At 47.0% G+C, this 18076-nt stretch carries 18 protein-coding genes; 8 read left to right on the top strand and 10 right to left on the bottom strand.

Annotation, left to right across the window (positions count from 1 at the left end; all coding sequences use genetic code 11):
* Window positions 1-53: 53 nt before the first annotated feature.
* Complete coding sequence (locus BLP91_RS02185; protein WP_091566214.1) at window positions 54-485, bottom strand: type II toxin-antitoxin system death-on-curing family toxin; 432 nt, start codon at window positions 483-485, stop codon at window positions 54-56.
* 4 nt (window positions 486-489) lie between these two features.
* Complete coding sequence (locus BLP91_RS02180; protein WP_143003434.1) at window positions 490-759, bottom strand: AbrB/MazE/SpoVT family DNA-binding domain-containing protein; 270 nt, start codon at window positions 757-759, stop codon at window positions 490-492.
* 689 nt (window positions 760-1448) lie between these two features.
* On the opposite strand from BLP91_RS02180, the gene BLP91_RS02170 reads away from it, so the two are divergent.
* The gene (locus BLP91_RS02170) at window positions 1449-1883 is read left to right on the top strand and encodes an ArsI/CadI family heavy metal resistance metalloenzyme (RefSeq protein WP_091566205.1); all 435 of its coding nucleotides are present in this window, start codon (window positions 1449-1451) and stop codon (window positions 1881-1883) included.
* A gap of 155 nt (window positions 1884-2038) precedes the next feature.
* Here BLP91_RS02170 and BLP91_RS02165 read toward each other — a convergent pair whose 3' ends face one another.
* Window positions 2039-4990, bottom strand: coding sequence for a Tn3 family transposase (locus BLP91_RS02165; RefSeq protein ID WP_022738250.1), 2952 nt, complete (start codon window positions 4988-4990; stop codon window positions 2039-2041).
* 27 nt (window positions 4991-5017) lie between these two features.
* Window positions 5018-5959, bottom strand: a complete 942-nt coding sequence (locus BLP91_RS02160; protein WP_169835476.1) for a tyrosine-type recombinase/integrase — start codon at window positions 5957-5959, stop codon at window positions 5018-5020.
* Window positions 5960-6235: 276 nt separating this feature from the next.
* Here BLP91_RS02160 and BLP91_RS02155 point away from each other — a divergent pair, with 276 nt between their 5' ends.
* The 5 genes from BLP91_RS02155 to BLP91_RS02135 all read left to right on the top strand — a co-directional run bounded on the left by BLP91_RS02155 (window position 6236) and on the right by BLP91_RS02135 (window position 9992).
* On the top strand, window positions 6236-6613 hold the full coding sequence (locus BLP91_RS02155; protein ID WP_022738247.1) for an ArsR/SmtB family transcription factor: 378 nt from the start codon (window positions 6236-6238) through the stop codon (window positions 6611-6613).
* On the top strand, window positions 6594-8723 hold the full coding sequence (locus tag BLP91_RS02150) for a heavy metal translocating P-type ATPase (RefSeq protein ID WP_077719565.1): 2130 nt from the start codon (window positions 6594-6596) through the stop codon (window positions 8721-8723). Before BLP91_RS02155 ends, BLP91_RS02150 begins: the two co-directional genes overlap by 20 nt.
* Window positions 8724-8830: 107 nt before the next feature.
* Entirely contained in the window at window positions 8831-9286 is a 456-nt protein-coding gene (locus BLP91_RS02145) for a hypothetical protein (protein ID WP_022738244.1), read from the top strand.
* Window positions 9277-9567 carry a hypothetical protein gene (locus tag BLP91_RS02140; protein WP_022738242.1) on the top strand — a complete coding sequence of 97 codons (291 nt, stop codon included), beginning with the start codon at window positions 9277-9279 and terminating at the stop codon, window positions 9565-9567. Before BLP91_RS02145 ends, BLP91_RS02140 begins: the two co-directional genes overlap by 10 nt.
* Window positions 9568-9647: 80 nt before the next feature.
* Entirely contained in the window at window positions 9648-9992 is a 345-nt protein-coding gene (locus tag BLP91_RS02135; protein WP_091566203.1) for an ArsR/SmtB family transcription factor, read from the top strand.
* Window positions 9993-10038: 46 nt separating this feature from the next.
* On the opposite strand, the gene arsC is transcribed toward BLP91_RS02135, so the two are convergent.
* The 4 genes from arsC to mutY form a co-directional block, all read right to left on the bottom strand.
* Window positions 10039-10470, bottom strand: coding sequence for an arsenate reductase (thioredoxin) (gene arsC / locus BLP91_RS02130; protein WP_091566200.1), 432 nt, complete (start codon window positions 10468-10470; stop codon window positions 10039-10041).
* A gap of 22 nt (window positions 10471-10492) precedes the next feature.
* Window positions 10493-11788, bottom strand: a complete 1296-nt coding sequence (locus tag BLP91_RS02125; protein WP_091566197.1) for an arsenic transporter — start codon at window positions 11786-11788, stop codon at window positions 10493-10495.
* Between the two features lie 26 nt (window positions 11789-11814).
* The gene (locus tag BLP91_RS02120) at window positions 11815-12138 is read right to left on the bottom strand and encodes an ArsR/SmtB family transcription factor (protein ID WP_425412161.1); all 324 of its coding nucleotides are present in this window, start codon (window positions 12136-12138) and stop codon (window positions 11815-11817) included.
* Window positions 12139-13733: 1595 nt separating this feature from the next.
* On the bottom strand, window positions 13734-14864 hold the full coding sequence (mutY, locus tag BLP91_RS02110) for an A/G-specific adenine glycosylase (RefSeq protein ID WP_091566189.1): 1131 nt from the start codon (window positions 14862-14864) through the stop codon (window positions 13734-13736).
* A gap of 649 nt (window positions 14865-15513) precedes the next feature.
* Here mutY and BLP91_RS02100 point away from each other — a divergent pair.
* Complete coding sequence (locus BLP91_RS02100; RefSeq protein ID WP_091566184.1) at window positions 15514-16524, top strand: mechanosensitive ion channel family protein; 1011 nt, start codon at window positions 15514-15516, stop codon at window positions 16522-16524.
* A 20-nt stretch (window positions 16525-16544) separates the two neighbouring features.
* Here BLP91_RS02100 and BLP91_RS16555 read toward each other — a convergent pair whose 3' ends face one another.
* The gene (locus BLP91_RS16555; protein WP_176757769.1) at window positions 16545-16694 is read right to left on the bottom strand and encodes a hypothetical protein; all 150 of its coding nucleotides are present in this window, start codon (window positions 16692-16694) and stop codon (window positions 16545-16547) included.
* A gap of 189 nt (window positions 16695-16883) precedes the next feature.
* On the opposite strand from BLP91_RS16555, the gene BLP91_RS02095 reads away from it, so the two are divergent.
* On the top strand, window positions 16884-17105 hold the full coding sequence (locus BLP91_RS02095) for a hypothetical protein (protein WP_091566182.1): 222 nt from the start codon (window positions 16884-16886) through the stop codon (window positions 17103-17105).
* Window positions 17106-17116: 11 nt separating this feature from the next.
* Here BLP91_RS02095 and BLP91_RS02090 read toward each other — a convergent pair whose 3' ends face one another.
* A complete protein-coding gene (locus tag BLP91_RS02090) occupies window positions 17117-18001 on the bottom strand; it encodes a DNA-3-methyladenine glycosylase family protein (protein WP_091566179.1) in 885 nt (294 codons plus the stop codon).
* Window positions 18002-18076 lie beyond the last annotated feature (75 nt).

Raw genomic sequence — 18076 nt, 5'->3', positions numbered from 1 at the left:
AATCAGCCTCAGAAAGCGAAATTCTGGGGCTGACAGGAACATTGAGGGGAGGCCTACCCCTCGTCGTCTTTTTCGTACTTTTCTCGATCAATCGTTACCTGTTCAATTTCTTGTGACAGTAGTGTAAGGCCATTATCTCCCTTATAGCGATCGTCTGTTGCTATAGCCACCATCAGTTCTTCTGCGTCTCGATTGGTTAATGTTAGGAGATAGCCATTGAGTCTCAGAAAAGTACCAAGTGCCGCTAAGGCTGTTCGCTTGTTTCCATTGTGGAAGGGATGGTCTTGCACTAACGACTGGGTCAGCGCTGCTGCTTTCCGCCACAGAGTTGGGTGGACTTCATATCCGAATGATTCTGCCATCGGGCGGTGAACGATCGCTTCTAGACGATCAGGAAACTGTATCCCCGCTTCCGATTCGTCATCAAAACGTTGCATGGTAAGAAAATGCGTGGCGACAATTTCCTCCAACGTTAAAAATACCATAGGCTTACCTGTCACGCAGATTGCGGATTGCTTTTTGATACTGTTGATGTGTCTCGTCGAGTGCCTTCATGAATTGAGGGCTAAGCCCCTCCGGAATCGGTTGCACCGGGCGAATACGAATTTCGTTTCGCTGCTCGTCGATAATGACTTCACATTCGTCGCCACGTTTAATATTGATTTTATCCAGATATTCCGGCGGAAGACTTATACCGGGACTGTTCCCCATACGCCCCACCTTGCGAAATGTTCTCTGTTTGTCCATCGTTACACCCACTTTTCGTATTCACTCCTTCCAGTATTGATATGATTCATCCGTTTTAAACGTTATAACTATTATAACTGATTATAATTAGACGAAGCAACAATAAGCCCCCTTGCAAAATAGATGGGGCTTTATACGGGGTAGAACCAGCAACGCTACGAAATCCGCAATTGGCCCAATATATGGAATTGACATCGTCCTCTTTTATGAGAGCGGTTTTTATACCGGAAGAAAGTTCCGACAAATATCAGAGTCGGTACTTTTGCCTCATCTTTGGCATCAAAACGCTAGTCTGTTGGGGGGAAAAAACATCAAAAAAGTCGAAGTTCCGTTTCCAAAAACACATTCGGTACCAAGCGAAAAATCTCCTCGCCACAAAATAAATCAACTTTTTTTGATTTATGGATTGACACATCAAATATTATTGATTCATTATCGTATCAACGAAAATTGATTTGAGGTGCATCGTCATGTTCAACGGATACGAAACAGAGTTGGCCCGTATCCGTCATGAAGAGATTAAGAACCAGTTCCGGGAGATTAACCGTCTCCATCGGAAACGGCACAGCTGGATCCAATCCCTCCGGTCCATCTGGAACAACTTCGATAAACGCGAACCCCAGCATGTAAAACAACGGTTATCCTGTTGCTCAGCGCCGCTTTGCTGTGAATAACCCCTTTTAGTGAGGAGAGGATGGAAAATGGTATTGAAACCCCATGTCGCCATCAACGTAAAGGAGTTGGACGCCTCGATCGAGTTTTACCGTTACCTGTTCGGAGAGGAGCCGGCGAAGGTACGCCCCGGCTATGCGAAGTTTGACCTGGATGAACCGGCTCTGAACTTCACCTTGAATGAGGGAGGCGAAATCGCAGGTGGAATCAACCACTTGGGTATCCAAGTCGGATCGACGGAGGCGGTGATTGCCGCCAAGGAGCGATTAAAAAATGCAGGGTTGGCCTCCTTCGACGAAATGGATACCACCTGTTGCTATGCCCGACAGGACAAAATCTGGGTAACCAGCCCCGATGGCCACCGGTGGGAAGTCTTCTTCGTGAAGGAAGATGCCGATTCATTCGGACAGTCACCGACCATTCCGGAAGCCGGCAGCGCTTGTTGTACCCCCAAACAGGCATAAACCGATAGCATTTAAGGGCGATGCCTGGGTTTTGCGCGTGTCCAATAAGGGGGTCCCGCCGTCAAAACGCGGATTTTCCCCGCTAAGGATGAAAATCACAAAAAAGACTAACTTTCAATACCTCTAAGGAGATAAGTTAGTCTTTTTTTGTGGACTTAATTAATATTTAGCGAACGAAGAGAATCTAACGAAGTTGGTTTGCTAGTGAATGAATATTCCCCCAGAAAGTTTATGTGTTCCCAATTAAGAGGAGAAACATGATTCAGTAGCTCTCTATCTAGGAGCCCTTGGTTCTCTAAATACTTGGCAGCTTCGTCAAGGTATATGGTATTCCATACACTAATTGCATTGATGATGATATTAAGCGCACTGGCTCTTTGGAGCTGGGCAACTAAGGATCGTTCTCTTAACTCTCCACGTTTTCCAAAGAAAACAGCTCGTGCTAAAGCGTTCATTGCCTCTCCTTTGTTTAAGCCTCTCTGAATCCGCCGTCTCAATGTTTCGTCTGTGACATAGTCAATAATGAATAGGGTCTTTTCAATTTGCCCCATATACCGAATTGTTTTAGAGACGTTATTTTCCCGATTGTATGATCCCCATTTGTTGAGTACCAAAGACGCAGCTACTTTTCCTTTGACGATAGAGTGAGCAACACGAAGAGCATGGTCATAGTTGTCAATAATGACGTCCGTCTTAATTTTCCTGAGTAAGGACTGTATTCTTTTGAATTCTTTGGGCGGATCAATAGAAAATAATTGAGCTTCACCGACATTTCTAATTCGGGGTGCAAATCGATATCCAAAAATATGACTCAAGGCAAAGACTTGATCCGTGTACCCTGCGGTATCCGTGTAATGTTCTTTAATTTGCAGGTCTGTTTCATGGTGAAGGATTTTGTCAATGGTATGGATGGCTTCACGTGCATTGGAAGGAATGACCTCCACTCCATAGGAAGACAGTTGGTCACTGACAAAGCGGTAAAAGGTGGTTCCTTTCCCATGTCCGTAATGAGGATTTGAATCTGCGTACATAGAGGAGACACCTACTTGAACGCGCATTCCATCTGAGGAAGAAGTTGTTCCGTCGCCCCAATAAAACGCTAAGGCTAAGCGATGTTGGAAATTTACGAGTGTAGCTTGAGCACGATTTAAGGCATCATCATACATTCTCCACTGAGAAGCATTAACTAACTGTTTATATGTAAACTCTGGAGTTGCCTCAGCCATTTTAGTTAAGCCAATATTCGTTCCTAATGCCATCAAAGCGGCAAGAAGTGCTTTCTTTTCCTTAGCTGTAGGTTCATGCCCAGTAGACGCATGTGTCATATGACGAGTGAAATGTGTCCAGCTATCGACTTCCAAGAGCAGATCCGTTAATTTTACTCGGGGCAATAAGGAATAGAGTTTTTTGCTGAGCTGTTCGGCTTCCTCAGGGGTCTCTTTTTCTAAACGATCTACATGGATTTTCCCATCTTCCAGACTTACACCTTCAAGAGAGTTGATGTTTTTGGAAAGCCAATATAGACGATCTGCTAATGCTCTTTTCCGATCAGCTATGTATTCCTTAGCTGTTAAAGGAACGTAGAGGCCTGTTGTTCCTTTTTCTTTAGCTTCAACCCATTCCTGTTCGGGCACAAAGTATTCTTCCAAATCTTTGTATTTCCTGCTGTCTGTAACGTGAATGTCTCCTGAACGAATGTAGTCTTTCAGTTTTGTCAGAGCAGCCAACTCATAATAGGTTTTATCAATATTTCCTTTTGAATCAAAGATATGATTTTGAAAACGCTTCGGAACAAAGTCTAACGGTGCATCATCTGGCACTTTTCTCTTGTTTGTTTCATTCATATCCTTAATTACATGTAAGGCTTGAATCAATGATTCATTGGCTTCAGTTGATTTGAACTCCAGCTTCTCTAACAAGATAGGAGTGTATTGTCGCAGATAGCGGAACCGACTTTTTAATAAATCAATATAATCGTAATTGATAGGTCTAGCTAAGTCTTGTGCTTCATCTCTTTCCTGCTTCAACTGATCCCAGGAGATATATGACTGGATCGCATGGTCCAAATCATCGCCTTTTGCCTTTGCCTCAAGCAAAACGGTTGTTAAATCAACGAATCGCAATAACTTCTGGTTTAAAGCCTTTCCGTTTTCCTTCTGCATATTCTCTTGTGCTTTCTTTCCCTTTCGAAAAAAGATATTAATGACTTTATCATTGATTTCAATCGCTTGATCGGTTAAATCTTGAATGAGATTGATTAAGTAAGCAACAAGAATCCCATATCGTTGCTCTTCCTTAAAACGTCGAAAGGATCGTGCTTCATAACGAGCACCTATACGTGCAAGTTGACGTAAACGCCGTGGATGAATCGAAGATACATCCACTTTGAGTTGAAGGTTCCTCAAATACTCCAATCGATCTAATACCCTTTTAAACGAATCGGGCGAAGGTTGTCCTGGATCTTGGCGAAGCCAAGCAAGAGTAGAAATGGTTTTGTCAGTAGCTACTTCTAGCATCTCATCTATTTGTTTCTTCTGTTCATCGGTTAAAGCTTGAGTAAGTATCCGATAAATCCGTCTCTCAGCTATCATTTTTGCGAACCATACCATGCGTTCAATGGTGGTCATTGCGGGCAAAATCACTTTATTCTGCTTTAGATTTGACAGAGTCTCATGAATTAAATACATGGTATCGCTATTTTCTAAAGCACGGTTCATTAAGTATTTGATCCCTTTCCTGTATTCTTTAGGAGAGAAAGAGATATATCCGTACTCTTCTCTGATTTCTCCTAAGTGTTCATAAAGGGTATTTTCTCTTTGGCCGTATTTGGAAAAAACGCTTGAATCCACTTGAAGTTGGCGAGCAACGTACTCAATCACTTTGTCTGGAATTACTTTGATGTTGGGGAGTGACCAACCTAAATGACGGAGGACACAAATTTGAATAGCTGTTCCAAGCCGGTTAACGTCTCTTCTTCTACTCTTAATAAACATTAAATCCTGTGAGGTAAGCGTATAATAAATGCCTAAATCTCTTTCATCAATGTCCATAGGAACCTGCATCAATTCAAGTCTTTGCTCAGGTGTTAGAAGTTCCTTTCCTCTCAATGTTTCCTTCTCTCCTTCTAGGATGGATTAATCCCAACTAATCATTTCCATTGCATCAGCTTTTTCTTCTTCTCCAGGTTTGATATAACGTAAAGTCATATCAATATTAGGCGTACCATCTGCTTTCAAATGACCAGCGATCTCCGCAACGGTTGAAAGAGGGACTCCAGCCTTTACAAGATTGTGTAAACAGGTATGCCGTAATGCATGACAAGTGAGATTTGACATATTGAGTCGTTTGGCGTAATTTTCGACGATATACTGAACCGCCCTAGTGGTCACTTGACCTGACCGTTGTGAATCAAAGAGATATCCACTTTTTAAGCTACCTTCATACTCGTTTAAATATTGTGTCAATAATTTGCGGATGGATTTGTTTAGGTCTACTTTGCGCTGCTTGTTGTCTTTTCCATATAAGTAAACCCAGCCAGATCTCTCATTGATTTGAATGTCGACCAATTTAATATTGCATAATTCTTCTACTCGCGCGCTGGTGAAATACATCAGTGCGATCATGGCATATTCACGAATCACTTTCCGATACTGTTTCGGATTGCCTAGGAGTAACCGTAATTCTGCAAATAATTTGCGCTCCTGTTGTTCTGTGATCCATTTTGTCTTTAATCGATCCTCTGGGATATACTTGATTTCCTGGGCTGGATTATCTGGAACCAGCTTATTTGCTAACATCCATGAGAAGCACTGCTTTAAATGACGAATGGTAAGGTTGATAGTTCCTGCTTTTAATTTCAGATCTTTTCCTGCTGTTTTTTTGAACAGTTGGATATGTTTTTGAAACGCCTTTTGCAAGGCAGTCAGCCCTCCATCTGCCATTTCGTGAGCCTCTTTCTGTTCCAACCAAGCAACGAAACGGTTGATGGATGATCTATAAGTTGCGACAGTCGATTTACTCAATCCTTTCTTCTCCAAATAGGCATAATAATCGGTCAGTGTGATTTGTTTGCTCATTCTACAAGCACCCTCCATCCACTCATGTAGAACATGACGAGATTCAATGCAGTTAAATATCCCAAAAAACAGCGTTGGATATCTTCATCATACCGAAACTCGTCATATTCTGATAGCGAACATGATGAGTATTCTGAGCTATCTAGATCCCTCCTAGAGTTTGGTATAAACCTAAGTGCCTTAGGAAACAATCAAATAATGATTTGACTATGATATTATCATTCGATTACACTATAATCAAATAAATATTTGATTGTTAGAGTGAGGTGTCTATCATTGAGTGAAGAACGCTGTGAAATATATTGTTATGACGAAGAAAAGGTCAAGCGAGTTCAAACTTCCTTAGAAACGGTTGATCCTGTAGATACAGCCCAACTGTTTAAAGCACTCGCAGATCCAACTCGTTTAAAAATTGCATATGCCTTAGTACAAGAGGATGAGCTTTGTGTCTGTGACGTAGCGAATATCATTGATTCCACGTTGGCTACGGCTTCCCATCATTTACGTTTGCTACGAAATATGGGATTGGCAAAGTATCGGAAAGAAGGGAAATTAGTCTTTTATTCCCTTGATGATGATCATGTAAGGCAATTTGTTCAGTTGGCGTTTGAACATCAGAAGGAGATGACTAGCAATGGAGCAAGCACAAGATAAAAAAGTATATCGGGTTCAAGGTTTTACTTGTGCGAACTGTGCAGCGCAGTTTGAGAAAAACGTAAAAGACATACCCGGTGTGACAGATGCAAAGGTCAACTTTGGAGCCTCTAAAATCTCGGTATATGGGGCTGAACCCACGATTGAGCAATTAGAGAAAGCAGGGTCTTTTGAGAATCTGAAAGTCGTTCCTGAGAATCAAGAAATCCAAGTGGAACGTGTTCCTTTCTGGAAAAACCAAGAGAACATCCGACTCCTTTTTTCCCTTGCTTTTCTGTTAGCAGGTTGGGGAGCCAGCGAGTTTTATGGCGAAGAGGGCTTACTTACGATTCTTCTTTATGCTTCCTCGATTCTCATTGGTGGATACCGACTTTTTATCAAAGGAATCCAAAACTTATTCCGTCTCCAGTTTGATATGGGTACGTTGATGACGATTGCCATTATAGGAGCAGCGGCGATTGGTGAATGGGGAGAAGGAGCCACCGTTGTCATCCTGTTTGCCATTAGTGAAGCCTTAGAACGATATTCGATGGACAAAGCCCGTCAATCCATTCGCTCTCTGATGGACATTGCTCCTAAACAAGCTCTGATCCGACGTGGAGACGAAGAATTAACGGTTCCAGTGGACGAGATTCAAATTGGGGATATCATGATCGTCAAGCCTGGGCAGAAGTTAGCTATGGATGGGGTTGTGGTGAAAGGAACCTCTTCCATCAATCAGGCAGCCATTACAGGTGAGTCGATCCCCGTTGCCAAAACAGTTGATGATGAGGTTTTTGCCGGAACGTTGAATGAAGAAGGTCTATTGGAAGTGAAAGTAACGAAGCGGGTTGAGGATACTACGATCGCAAAGATCATTCATTTGGTTGAAGAAGCACAAGCGGAACGGGCTCCTTCTCAAGCGTTTGTGGATCGATTTGCGAAAATCTATACTCCTGCGATCTTAGTGGCTGGTTTGCTACTAGCGGTTGTCCCGCCTCTTCTCTTCAATGCAGATTGGAGTGATTGGATTTATCGTGGGCTAGCTCTGCTAGTGGTTGGATGTCCTTGTGCCTTAGTCATTTCAACACCTGTTTCGATTGTGACAGCGATTGGAAATGCGGCTCGAAATGGAGTTCTCATTAAAGGTGGGATTCATTTAGAAGAGGCAGGAGCACTCTCTGCCATCGCCTTCGATAAGACAGGAACCTTAACGAAAGGTGTCCCTGCGGTAACAGACATCGTGGCATTTGTGAAAGAAAAAGAGGATGAATACTTAGCGATTACAGCTGCCATCGAGAAAAACTCCCAACATCCTCTTGCTTCCGCGATTGTTCGAAAAGCAGAAGAAAAAGGAATGGATATTCAATCATTGGCAGTAGAAGACTTTACCTCCATTACGGGTAAAGGGGTTCAAGCCAAAGTCCAAGGAACCCTTTATTATGTGGGAAGTCCAGCTTTGTTCAATGAGTTATTACCTAACGGGTTGTCTGAGGATCAGTCTGACTTGATTCTTCAACTCCAAACTCAAGGAAAAACGGTCATGGTTTTGGGAACTGAAATGGAGGCTCTTGCTCTGATTGCGGTGGCAGATGAAGTTCGTGAAAGCAGTAAAGACGTGATTCAACAACTTCACCAATTAGGAATTAAGAAAACCGTGATGTTGACGGGTGATAACGAAGCAACTGCAAAGGCGATTGGGGAGCGTTTAGGAGTCGGAGAAATTCAAGCTGATCTTCTTCCGCATCAAAAGTTAGAGTTTATCAAGCAACTTCGCTCAGATGGTTCCAGAGTTGCGATGGTCGGTGACGGAGTCAATGATGCTCCAGCTCTCGCATCATCAACCGTAGGAATTGCCATGGGTGGAGCTGGTACAGACACTGCCTTGGAAACAGCGGATATCGCTCTCATGGCAGATGATCTACGAAAACTACCATTTACCATCAAATTAAGCCGTCAAGCGCTACGCATTATTAAGCAAAACATTACATTCTCTTTAGCGATTAAAGCAGTAGCCCTATTACTCATTGTTCCAGGGTGGCTCACTCTCTGGATGGCGATCTTCGCTGATATGGGAGCGACCTTGATTGTAACCTTAAATGGACTGAGATTGTTAAAGGTGAAGGAGTAAAACTGAAAACAGCCGATTTCCAGAAATAAAAGGCAATCGGCTGTTTTCACCCTCAGATCACTTACTGACAATGGAGTTTTAACAGAAGAGAGATGGAGGATACCACGATGGAGAATCTTACACCGTTGAAAACGGCTATAGATATCTGGAGGATGAAGAGTGGCAAACCAGAAGACATTCTTTCCCGACAACAATCTCGTTTGGCTGACCTCATCCGTTTTGCGAGATTGAACTCCCGATATTATGCAAAAAAATACAGAGAGTTACCAGAAAACATCACCAACTTACAGCAAACCCCTACCGTCACCAAATCAGAACTCATGGCCCATTTTAATGAATGGGTGACGGACCCGGCTGTAACCATAGAAAGTGTAAAAGAATTCGTGTCAGATATGTCGTTAATCGGACAGCTTTATTTAGGACGCTATATGGTTTCGACCACTTCGGGGTCAACTGGAGTGCCTGGGATCTTTATTCAAGATAAAGGTTCAGATACGATTATGAAAATATTGATGGCTATTCGCGGAACAACAAAATTGAAATGGAGTGACTTGTGGAAATAGGGGTTAAAGGCGGACGAAATGCGGCAGTATGTTCGACAGCGGGACATTTCACAGCATACAGCACGGCTGAACGCATGCGCTTAAAACAGCCTTCAAATGAGAAAATCAGAGTTTTTTCGATTCAATCCCCTCTTTCCACACTGGTCAAAGAACTGAATGAATACCAACCGACTGTGATGGGAGGTTATCCAACCGTGATGGATATATTAGCAGAAGAACAAAAAGCAGGTCGGTTGAATATTCATCCCGTGGCGATCCTTTGTGGTGGAGAACAGTTATAGGGATTTTATATTACTTGATCGCTTAGCGGGGAAAATCCGCGTTTTGACGGCGGAACCCCAATAAGGAGGGAGGGAATCCGATGGCTTGTTGCACCAGTGAACAACTGTCTCTGATCGCCCGGGCGTTGTCGGACCCGATCCGGTGTCAGATTCTTGAACTGATCGCCCGGGGGGATACAGAGGATGCCACAGACTGCTGCACAACCGGGATGTGCGTCTGTGATATTCAGGAAGTCTTGGATTTGAAGCAATCCAAGGTTTCGTACCACCTGAAGGAGCTGAAAAACGCTGGCTTGCTGTATGAGCGTAAACAAGGAAAGTGGAAATACTACTCCGTCAACCAAGCCATGCTAAGGACCTTCTGCGATGAACTATCCCATCGTTTTCACCTGACGGATGAACTGGTGACCCCATGTAAGGGATGATTAAACCGCACCCCTTTCTGGGTGCGGTTCTTCGTTACCATGTTGCCTATTCTGCTTCTTTCGTCTCCTCTGCAAAGCTGTGGATCCGCTCTTCGATCTGGTCACGGACCCGCTGGAAGACGGCCCAGACTTCCTCTTCCGTCCCCTCCATCTTCGCAGGATCATCAAAACCCCAGTGCTGCCGTTTCACATGGGGCGGGGTCATCGGGCACTTGTCGTTGGCGTCCCCGCACAGGGTGATGACATAGTCGGCGTTGTTCAGGATCTCGGGGTCGATGATTTCGGAGGTTTGGTCCGAAATGTCGACTCCCTTCTCTGCCATTACCTTTACTGCCTTCGGGTTCAAACCGTGGGCCTCGATGCCGGCACTGTAAACGTTGAAACGATCCCCGAGGATTCGCTTGCCGAATCCCTCCGCCATCTGACTGCGACAGGAGTTGCCGGTACAAAGGAAGTAGATCGTTTTTTTCTTGTTCATGGTGAATCCCTCCATCCGTATGTTAATAGATCAGCATCAGCCAGGTATATAGGCCGAGGAGTGTGATCAACAGGGTCGGAATCGTCAGGAGGATCCCCACTTTGAAGTAATAACCCCAGGTGATCTTCAAACCCTTACGGGTGAGGACGTGAAGCCAAAGCAGGGTCGCCAGCGAACCGATAGGGGTAATCTTGGGCCCCAAATCGGAACCAATCACGTTGGCGTACACCAGGGCTTCGCGCATCAGTCGGTCGGTCGTGGTGGCGTTGATCGCCAGGGCATCGATCATCACCGTCGGCATATTGTTCATGATAGAAGAGAGGATTGCAGCGATGAAACCCATGCCCACGGTTCCCGCAAGAAGCCCTTGGTCTGCCGTCCATTGGATCACCCCGGCGAGAGCGTCGGTCAGGCCGGCGTTCTTCAGGCCGTAGACCACCACGTACATCCCGATGGAGAAAACAACGACAGCCCAGGGGGCATCCTTTACCAATTGCTTTGTCCGGATGGCGGGACTGCGTCGGGCCGCTAAAATGAACCAAATGGCTGCTGCACCGGCGATCATGGACACGGGAACACCCAGGGATTCGCTGAAGAGATACCCTGCCAACAGAAAACCGAGGATAATCCACGAGAAGCGGAAAAGACGCGGTTCTTTGATAGCTTCCGAAGGCTTCTGCAGATGTGCAAGATTGTAATCCTTCGGGATACTTTTTCTGAAAAACAAAAAAAGAACGAGCATGCTCGCCCCCAGGGCGAAGAAGTTGGGGATGATCATGTGCGTCACGTACTCCACAAACCCGATCCCAAAGTAGTCGGCAGAGACGATGTTGACGAGGTTGCTCACTACCAGCGGCAATGAAGTGGTGTCGGCGATGAATCCGCTCGCCATCACGAAGGCGAGGATCATTTTCTCGTCAAAGTGGAGCGCCCGCACCATCGCCAACACGATCGGGGTGAGAATCAGGGCAGCCCCGTCGTTGGCAAAGAAAGCTGCCACCGCTGCTCCCAACAGGACCACATAGACAAACATCTTGCGCCCGTTCCCACCAGCCAGGCGGGCCATGTGGAGAGCCGCCCACTCAAAAAAGCCGATTTCGTCGAGAATGAGGGAGATCAGGATGATGGCGACAAAAGCCAATGTGGCGTTCCAGACGATCCCCGTCACAAACCAGACATCGGGTAGGCTGACAACCCCGAACAAAAGAGCCAACAGGGCACCACCAGTCGCTGACCAACCGATGGACAAACCACGGGGTTGCCAGATGACAAACACCAACGTGATTGCAAAAACGGCAAAGGCTATCCAACTACTCATCGCACGAATTCCCTTCTTTGCTTTGTTTAGTCACAAACCATTTTTCGTTCCGAGACGTTCAGCTCTTGTTTCGGATTCGGAAGCGACTCCAATATGGAATGAAAAAAAGGGTATAGGCTTCCATCCAAGGAGTAATACACCCATCGTCCTTGGCGGCGTTCTTTCACCAAGTGGACACTTTTCAGTCTGCGCATATGTTGAGATACGGTTGGCTGGGAAATACCAAGAATCTCCACCAGTTCACAGACACAACGTTCATCCACTTTCAAAAGCGACAGGATACGAAGCCGGGTTTTATCACCGAGAGTCTTATAGAACTCTGCCAGCTTTTCTGAGTCCAAATTAATCACCTCATTCATATATAACCATATGACAATTTATAGTGTCAAAATAAATGACCTCCGAAAAGGCCGATAACTGATCACCAATTAAATGGGTAGATTGCGGATTTCGTAGCGTTGCTGGTTCTACCCCTATACGACCCAAAAACCGAAGCTCAGCTGATTTCGGCCAGCAAAATTTGGCATGAATTGGAGGGAGGAAAAAAAATCGTGGGTATATCTACCCCTCTTTTCTTTTCAAAGGGGCTTAAAACGAAAATTTGAGGGACTAGTTATTTCCAATATAGTGTCATCTGTATTGAAACGGGTTTTGATACCGAATGGGGCCGCAAAACACCGTTAATCGAAGATCATTTTAAGTCCGTCTCGTAAACGGTCGTTTTTGAAACAGGTTAGGCATAATAAAGCCCGGTCATCTCAGGTGACCGGGCTCACTCCATTCCTTGCGTATGCGGCACACTTGGTTTTTCCACCCACATGGTAACTGAAATTTTGTTTTTTACAAAGCTAACCGCTAGTCGTTGTGATCGGCAATTTGTCTTTTTTCGTTTGATTTTTTAACCAGGTGAGGGATTCTTTTGGGGGTTTGTATAAGGATTTTAAGCTTTTCTCTATCTCAGAATGTAGTGTATAACGCAACTTGGGGTTCACTATGGAATAGGGTTGCATCCGATCAATCAGAGAAGAAAGGCTACAGGATTTAGTCTCGGTAGCGGGGCTGATGATCCTTGTTTTTGGATGGATCAGTTGGCAATAGGCTTGAGCTGTCAATTGGGTTTCATTCTGTAGTTCAGGGGGCTGTTCTGGATCTCCCGTTGTGAGCCGAACGGCTATTATGGTTGACCAGTCCGTACCCGGGATTTCAAAGAACATCCAACCCGGATTGTCCAAGACTGTGGACCATAGTTCCTCCTCACCTTTTCCCTGTCGTACCCATTCCTCTACCCGCTGATACCACCTTTCCGTATCCTCTATTTCAGATACCTTTTGACTTTGTTGGTGGGCTTTAATGGATGCTTGCTCGTACTTTCCATCGTCCTATGATCCCTTTGCTTTGCAGTTTGTTCAGAATCTCTTGTGTTTTTTTCAAATCCTTTGTACTCTCATCTTACTTGGATCATCCGACCGGTGTATGGTTGGAAAAGTTTTGGACTGGTCAATGTTCACTTGGACGATGGAACTCCCTTGGTGTCCGGGAGAAAGGTAACCGCCTTTACAAACGAAGCAGAAGGAAACATGGGGTTGAAAGATCAAATGCCTTTTCTGTTGGAGTCACGACTGCGCGAAACGGGGATAAATGGGACAACTTTATGGTGCGGGGTGGAATTCTGATCACGGGACAAAACAAAATCCCTAGTCGAGTCGAAGCGCGGCCAAAAAGAATCAATGCGAATAGAGGTTATGTAACGAAAAATCCCGGTCGTCTGAGAAGGCGACCGGGATTTTTCGTGTGGATCCATCTGGATGCCCCCATCACAAAGCCGCCTGTGTTATTACAGGCGGCTGCTGCCTTTGCATCCAATTTGTTAAAAGGGACCATTCCGTTAGATTGGATCCCTTCACCCCGCGGTTCCCCCATTTGTAACCACAATGCTTGTCCGCTTTTAAAACAGCCGACCCTGAATCCCCGCGGCATATTGACGTTCAGTGGCCAACTGGACCGCTTTTCGGTACACATTGGGAAGCGCATAGTTGTCCAGCTCCGATTCCTGAACCCAGCGGTAATCTTCAGTGAGGTCTTCCCCACTGATCTCCAAGGCTTCCACCACCGTCACGTACCAACGGCGGTGAGAAAAAACGTGTTCCAGCTCGCCTAGGATGGAACCGGGTTCCACCTTCAACCCGAGCTCGGCCAGGGACGTTTTTAATGCCTCCCCCAATGATAACGAACCCTGCCAGTGCTCAATGGTGGGAAGCCCCCACATACCGCCGAGCAGTCCGCCCTGGGGACGACGGTGAAGCAACACCTGGTCCCCCCTGCGGATCCAACCGAAGGTAACCTCCATCGGCACCGGCGGTTTTCCTTTTTTCTTTACCGGCAGTTCCTCTTGCAACCCTTCCGCCTGAGCCTGGCACAGCTCTCGAACCGGACAGGTATCACAGGACGGAGAGACTGGGGTACAGATCAGAGCCCCTAGTTCCATCATGGCCTGATTGAAGTCACCGGGCCGTTCCGCAGGGATGAGTTCGCGGTCCACCGCTTCCATCCGGCGGCGCGTGGCTGCTTTGGAAATATCCTCCCACCAAGCGAACCAGCGGGATAAGACACGCATCACATTGCCATCCACAGCGGGAACCGGCAGATCATAAGCGATACTGAGAATTGCCCCGGCAGTATAGGAGCCCACTCCTTTTAAACGGGAAATCTTCTCGGGCTCCCGAGGAATCTCTCCTTTGTATTGTTCCATCACCTCTTTGGCAGCAGCGTGCAGGTTTCGGGCCCGGGAGTAGTAACCCAATCCTTCCCAGGCTTTGATCACCTGATCCTCTGGCGCTTCTGCCAGATCCTTCACCGTGGGAAAAGCGGACACAAATTGTTCATAGTAGGGGATCACCGTATCGACGCGGGTTTGTTGGAGCATAATCTCCGATACCCAGATTCGATAAGGATCTTTGTTCTCCCGCCAGGGGAGACCGCGACGATTTTGGTCGTACCAAGTGAGTAACTCCTTTTGGATCTTTCTCACCCAATCCGCCTCGGGACGAGGCAACGATTCAGGCTGATTCTGTTTCATGGGCTGCCCTCCCTGTTCCAGTCTGTGCTGCTTCCCGCATCCCTTCAAGGTCGACCAAGCGCAACAGCTCCCCTTTTGCTGCCCGTTCAAAAACCGAGCATTCGTCTCAGGGTATGGTACACTTTCTTTTCTTCCATGTGATCGGTCACATACAGACCCTGTCATTTTAGCCAACCAAACGCCTTCAGGGGCAAAGCCGACATCATCGGGCTCACTTTGCACTTGATTGTATCCGTCATAGACACGGGACTCACGTGTTTTCAGATCCACCAGCTTCAAGATCCCATTCGCAGCATAACCAAGATAGTTCGCACCGGGACTGGGGTCAAATGATGCAAACGAGTCGGCATCCGGTTTGTTCCTTCTCGATATAATAAAACCATTGACCCTCCGTCACATGAACCGCTTCAAAGTAAGGCTCCTTGGGGAGTTGTTTGGCCCGAGGGAAAAGCGAGAAAACGCGAAAACGCCCCTCCAGATCCAAACCGGTGTGCCCGCAACCCAAGCCCCTCTGTTTTAAGGGAAAATTTGGTGAGGTGGATGGATGACCCCTGCTTTGTCTGGTGCTATAATAAACCGGGATCACTCTAGGGGGCACAACGCTTTTTAAAATATGTAAGAACTTATGCCGTATAGAAGGTGAGAAACCATGACCGTTACCGCCCTTGCAGCGGCCGATTGGATTCAAGGTGTGGAAGGGATGCAACAAAAAGCGGAGGAGATCGCGGAAGACCCCGCCCAAAAACTGTGGGGACCGCTTTTGGATCATGTGCTGCTCCCCTTCGGACAGATTGTACTGATCATTTTCCTCACTTACATCGCTCTTCGCTACAGCGATCGTGTCATCGACCGCCTGCTCAATATCAGTCGCTTTCCGCAGAAAAAAGGGACCACTCTCAACCGTCTCATCAAGTCGACGGCCCGCTATGCGATCTACTTCATCTCCGCCATCGCCGTTCTGGAGAAACTAGAGATACCAGTCACCTCTATCCTCGCCGGGGCAGGAATTGTCGGCCTCGCTGTCGGTTTCGGCGCTCAAAACCTGGTGAAAGACGTGATCAGTGGCTTCTTTATCATTTTTGATAACCAGATGGAGGTGGGTGATTACGTCGAGATCAACGGATCCATCAATGGGACGGTTGAGGAGATCGGCCTCCGGGTCACCAAGATCCGAGAGTTTAGCCAACGCCTCCACTATTTATCCAACGGCGAGATCTCCCAAGTGACCAACTACAACCGCGACCGGATGCGCCCCCTCGTCGCTGTCACAGTCCCCTATGAAGAGGATCATGACCGGGTACGGGAGACGTTGAAAGAGATCACGGAGGATCTCAACCAGCGGCTGGCCCCTTATGTGATCGAACCCTTCACCATTTTCGGTGTTACCGACATCCAGCAGGATGGAGTGGAATACACGCTCATGGCCGTCGTCACCCCGGAAGAGTATTGGATGGTGGAGCGGGAGATGCGCATCACCATCGTCCAAACCTTTAACGAAAAAGGGATTGAAATCGCCTACCCGCGTCAGGTCCTCACCACCTATCCCGAGTTGCAGACTTCCTTTGCGAAAGCCAAAACAGCCCACAACGCCAGTGAGAAAGCCCAACGACCTCTACCCCGAAAGGAAAAAGGAAACCCCCAAGGGGGTGAAGAAGGCTGAGGGAAAACCCTCAGCCTTCTTCAGGTCAGGCTCCGTACGACAGTGGCCACCACGGCCACGACTCCCAGCGAGATGCCCGCCCACTGGGCGACCCGTAGCAGATCCGATTTCAGGGTTTTGGTGTGATCCACCACGCGACGCGGTTGCTTCTTTTTCTTTTTCCCCAACATCCACTCCTCCTTTTGGTGCCTCATCAGTAATTTTACAAAAAAAACATCTTCATGTAACATAGATGTAAATATGTGTTTTCCCATGAACAGGATCTACATCTGTCACATAGCATATCCCAAAGTGTTATATCATTGGATATGGGCATACGTGTTCTGTGGAAAGGGAATATGACGGATAGAGGTGACTTCATGTTATTTAGAGAGAGTATGACTGTTATTCACCAATCCTACGGAACTCCCCGTGTAGCCTATTCCCTTCGCAATCATCTGGAACGGAACCATATTTCCAGCCAATTGAAGATCCGAAACAAGAAAGGCCTTACCGCCTATCAACTGTTGGTACCACGAAAAAAAGCCGAACAGGCGAAGCGATTGCTCAATCAGTATAAACAAAGGCTGGAACAGGCTTAAACCCATATGTCTTAGCCCTCCGTAAGGTAATCCCAGAGGTAGAAGGTGACATAACTCCGCCACGGAGTCCATCCTTCCCCCCATTCCCGAACCTCCGCCTCCGTCGGCTGGCCATCCAGTTCAAAGGCTTTCTTCACCGCGTTTCGAACGCCGATATCCGCTGCAGGTAACAGATCGGGGCGACCCATCCCGAACAGAAGAAGACACTCGGCTGTCCAGCGCCCGACGCCGCGCAACGCTACCAGCTTTTCCACCACTTGCCGGTCGGAGAGGGATTGTAAGCCTTCCAAATCCAATTCACCGTCTGCCACCTGACGGGAGAGATCGATCACATACTCCGCTTTTCGACGGTTAAACTGCAGTTTTTGGAGATCTTCGTAGTCCAAACGGGCTACCTGCTCTGGAGTGGGAAAGACAGGCAGCTCTTCATCCCCGTAACGAATAGTCTCTCCTGCCAACTCCACCAGGCGATACACCAATCTCCCCGCGAAGGAGAGGTTTAACTGCTGGCTGATCACCGTTTTGATCAAGCATTCATATAGCGACGGATCCAACACAAAATGGAGTCCCTTCCGCTCTTCGATGATCGGTGCCAAAGGGGACTCCTTTTTCATGTGCTCATAAAAGGGGCCCAGGTCCACATCCAGGGAAAACATGCGGCGGATCAAGCGTGCCAGGATTTCCCGTTCCCGAGTCCCCAGTTCTACAGTCGTCTGCACCCGTACCTGCCCTGACTCCCATCCGATCTCCACCGGTATCGGCCGCCCCTGGATCCGCAAAACGCGCAAAAACTGGCCATCCCGCACGCGGTAAAGAGCTTTTTCCGATCGGACCAGGCGCCGGGTTGTGGCCACGAAGGAGTAGGGTTCCACCGGCTTCAACCCTATATCCACCATCCGTCACTCCCCCCTTTCTCTGTCCTTCCCATTATACCATGAGATATGATGACACAGGCGAGTAGGGAGCTCACA

The organism is Melghirimyces thermohalophilus, from assembly GCF_900102685.1.
GTDB lineage: Bacteria > Bacillota > Bacilli > Thermoactinomycetales > DSM-45169 > Melghirimyces > Melghirimyces thermohalophilus.
Note: the sequence above shows the minus strand (reverse complement) of the source record. Positions and strands in the feature narration are given on the sequence as shown.